The organism is Tautonia sociabilis (assembly GCF_003977685.1).
Lineage (GTDB): Bacteria > Planctomycetota > Planctomycetia > Isosphaerales > Isosphaeraceae > Tautonia > Tautonia sociabilis.
In genome coordinates, this window is sequence record NZ_RYZH01000109.1 from 1 (window position 1) to 2,818 (window position 2,818).

The 2,818-nt window shown below is 66.1% G+C and carries 2 rRNA genes; both read right to left on the bottom strand.

Annotated elements, in window-relative coordinates:
- A 23S ribosomal RNA gene (locus TsocGM_RS25490) occupies positions 1-618 on the bottom strand; the annotation flags it as partial.
- A gap of 713 nt (positions 619-1,331) precedes the next feature.
- A 16S ribosomal RNA gene (locus tag TsocGM_RS25495) occupies positions 1,332-2,818 on the bottom strand; the annotation flags it as partial.

Here is a 2,818-nt window from a genome sequence, read left to right on the forward strand (position 1 = left end):
GGGGTTAACCGGCCGGATACCAGAACTCGCCGGATCATTATGCAAAAGGCACGCGGTCAGGCGGAGCAGTGCTCGTCGCCCTCCCACCGCTTGTAGGCACGGGGTTTCAGGTTCAGTGTCCTCCCCTGGTCGGGGTTCTTCCCACCATTCGGTCGCCCTACTGGGTTCACTATCGGTCGTCGCCCGGTACTTAGCCTTGCGGGATGGTCCCCGCCGATTCAGGCCGGGTTTCACGTGCCCGACCCTACTCGGGTACCACTCTCGGAGGACAGAATCCGTCACCTACGGGACTTTCACCCCCTGTGGTGCGCCGTTCCAGGCGGCTTCGGTTGCATCCTGTCTTTGTGACTCCGTCGGACCGAAATCCCATGAGTGGCCCCACGACCCCGCCCGGTGTCCCGGACGGTTTAGGCTGGTCCCCGTTCGCTCGCCGCTACTGAGGGAGTCGCGGTTGCTTTCCGTTCCTCCGGGTACTGAGATGTTTCAGTTCCCCGGGTCGCATCTGGGCATCTCGGGATCGACGGGCGTTCGGCCCCTCCCCCGAGCTTATCGCAGCCTGCCACGCCCAGCTTGCCGGCGACGCCTAGGCATCCCCCCCGTGCCCTTCGGGGCTTGACCACGCCGACCCGGCCCCGACGCCTGCCTTGGTTAAGAGACAGACGGCGACGCCTACTGGGTCCGCGTGACCACGCTCCCCCGCCGGGGGCCCCTCGCCTCGCGGCGACGGCCACCGGCACCGACGACTCGCGTCGTCGACTTCGATCATCCGAAGGGTCTACGTTCTGGTCTGCGCACGAGCGCCGGGACACGGCGACGGAACGTGTGTTTGGCACTGAACCGCGGCCCGGTGGAGGTGCTCGTGCGTTCTTCGCGACATTGTTGCGATCGATCGTGTCTCGATCGCGGCCTGCCGGATTGTCAAAGAGTGCCCGGGGCCGGACGCCTCGGGCCGACGGTCGTGTGGTGCGTCCCGCCGACGAGGGCGGGCCGCACCGCCCTGACCGGGGGGCGAGGCCGTCCGGTTCCAGACGGCCCCGCCCCCCGCCCAGGGCGAGGGGAGGGGGGGGGCATGCGGTCGATCGCTCGAGGGGATGGATCAAACGGGGCGTGTGTGTCCTGCTGTCCAGTCGGCCAGGGTGGTCATCTTCCGTCGCGAGCGAGCATTGCCGCGTCACGACCGATCGCTGGTGATCACGTCCGCGTGGGGTGCGAGTCCCCAGGGGGGGACGGCGCCGGCGTCTTTCCGCCTGCCGCCCCGGTGCGGGGCCGATGTGGCTCACGGCCTGGGGGGCGGGCCCCCGTCGGACGCGTGGCCAATCCAGCATCCTTAGAAAGGAGGTGATCCAACCGCAGGTTCCCCTACGGTTACCTTGTTACGACTTAGTCCCCATCACGGGTTTCACCTTCGGCGCCTGCCCTTGCGGGCGCAGCGACTTCGGGTGCCCCCCGCTTTGGTGGCTTGACGGGCGGTGTGTACAAGGCTCAGGAACCCATTCACCGCGGCACTGCTGATCCGCGATTACTAGCGATTCCGGCTTCATGCGGGCGGGTTGCAGCCCGCAATCCGAACTGGGGGCCGGTTTCTGCGATTGGCTCCTGCTTGCGCAGTGGCGACGCTCTGTCCGGCCCATTGTAGCACGTGTGCAGCCCCGGGCATAAGGGCCATGATGACTTGACGTCGTCCCCGCCTTCCTCCGGCTTGACGCCGGCGGTCCGACCAGAGTCCCCAACTCAATGCTGGCAACTGGTCGCAGGGGTTTCGCTCGTTACGGGACTTAACCCAACACCTCACGGCACGAGCTGACGACAGCCATGCAGCACCTGTGCACGTTCCACCCGAAGGCGTCACCTCCCTTTCAGGAGGCTAATCCGTGCATGTCAAGCCCGGGATAAGGTTCTTCGCGTAGCCTCGAATTAAGCCACATGCTCCACCGCTTGTGTGAGCCCCCGTCAATTCCTTTGAGTTTCAGCCTTGCGGCCATACTCCCCAGGCGGGGCACTTCACGCTTTCGCTGCGGCAGGGGGCCCATCGGCGAGCCCCCTACCCAGTGCCCATGGTTTACGGCCAGGACTACCGGGGTATCTAATCCCGTTCGCTCCCCTGGCTTTCGCGTCTCAGCGTCAGTAGGCGTCCAGGAGCTCGCTTTCGCCGCGGGCGTTCCTCACGATCTCAACGCATTTCACCGCTCCACCGTGAGTTCCAGCTCCCCCTACGCCCCTCCAGATCACCCGTATCGGCGCCGGTCCCCCGGTTGAGCCGGGGGCTTTCAGCGACCGACGCGGCGATCCGCCTACACGCGCTTTAAGCCCAGTGATTCCGAATAACGTTCGCACGGTTCGTCTTACCGCGGCTGCTGGCACGAACTTAGCCCGTGCTTCCTCCAGGGATCACTCAAGGACCGCTCTGCACGGCCCCTTGTTCCCCCTCGACAGGAGTTTACAACCCGAAGGCCTTCGTCCTCCACGCGGCGTCGCTCGGTCAGTCTGTCGACCATTGCCGAAGATTCTCGACTGCAGCCACCCGTAGGTGTCTGGGCAGTGTCTCAGTCCCAGTGTGGCGGGCCACGCTCGCACGCCCGCTAGGCGTCAGAGGCTTGGTGGGCCGTTACCCCACCAACTACCTGATACCACGACGGCCCGTCCCGCGGCGGAGTCGCACCTTTGGCCCGGCCGGGATGTCCCGGCCCGGCGTCATGGGGGATTACCCACAGTTTCCCGTGGCTGTCCCCCTCCGCGGGGTTGGTTGCCGTCGCCTTACTCACCCTTTCGCCACGCCCCCAAGGGGCGTCCGACTTGCATGCCTAATCCACGCCGCCAA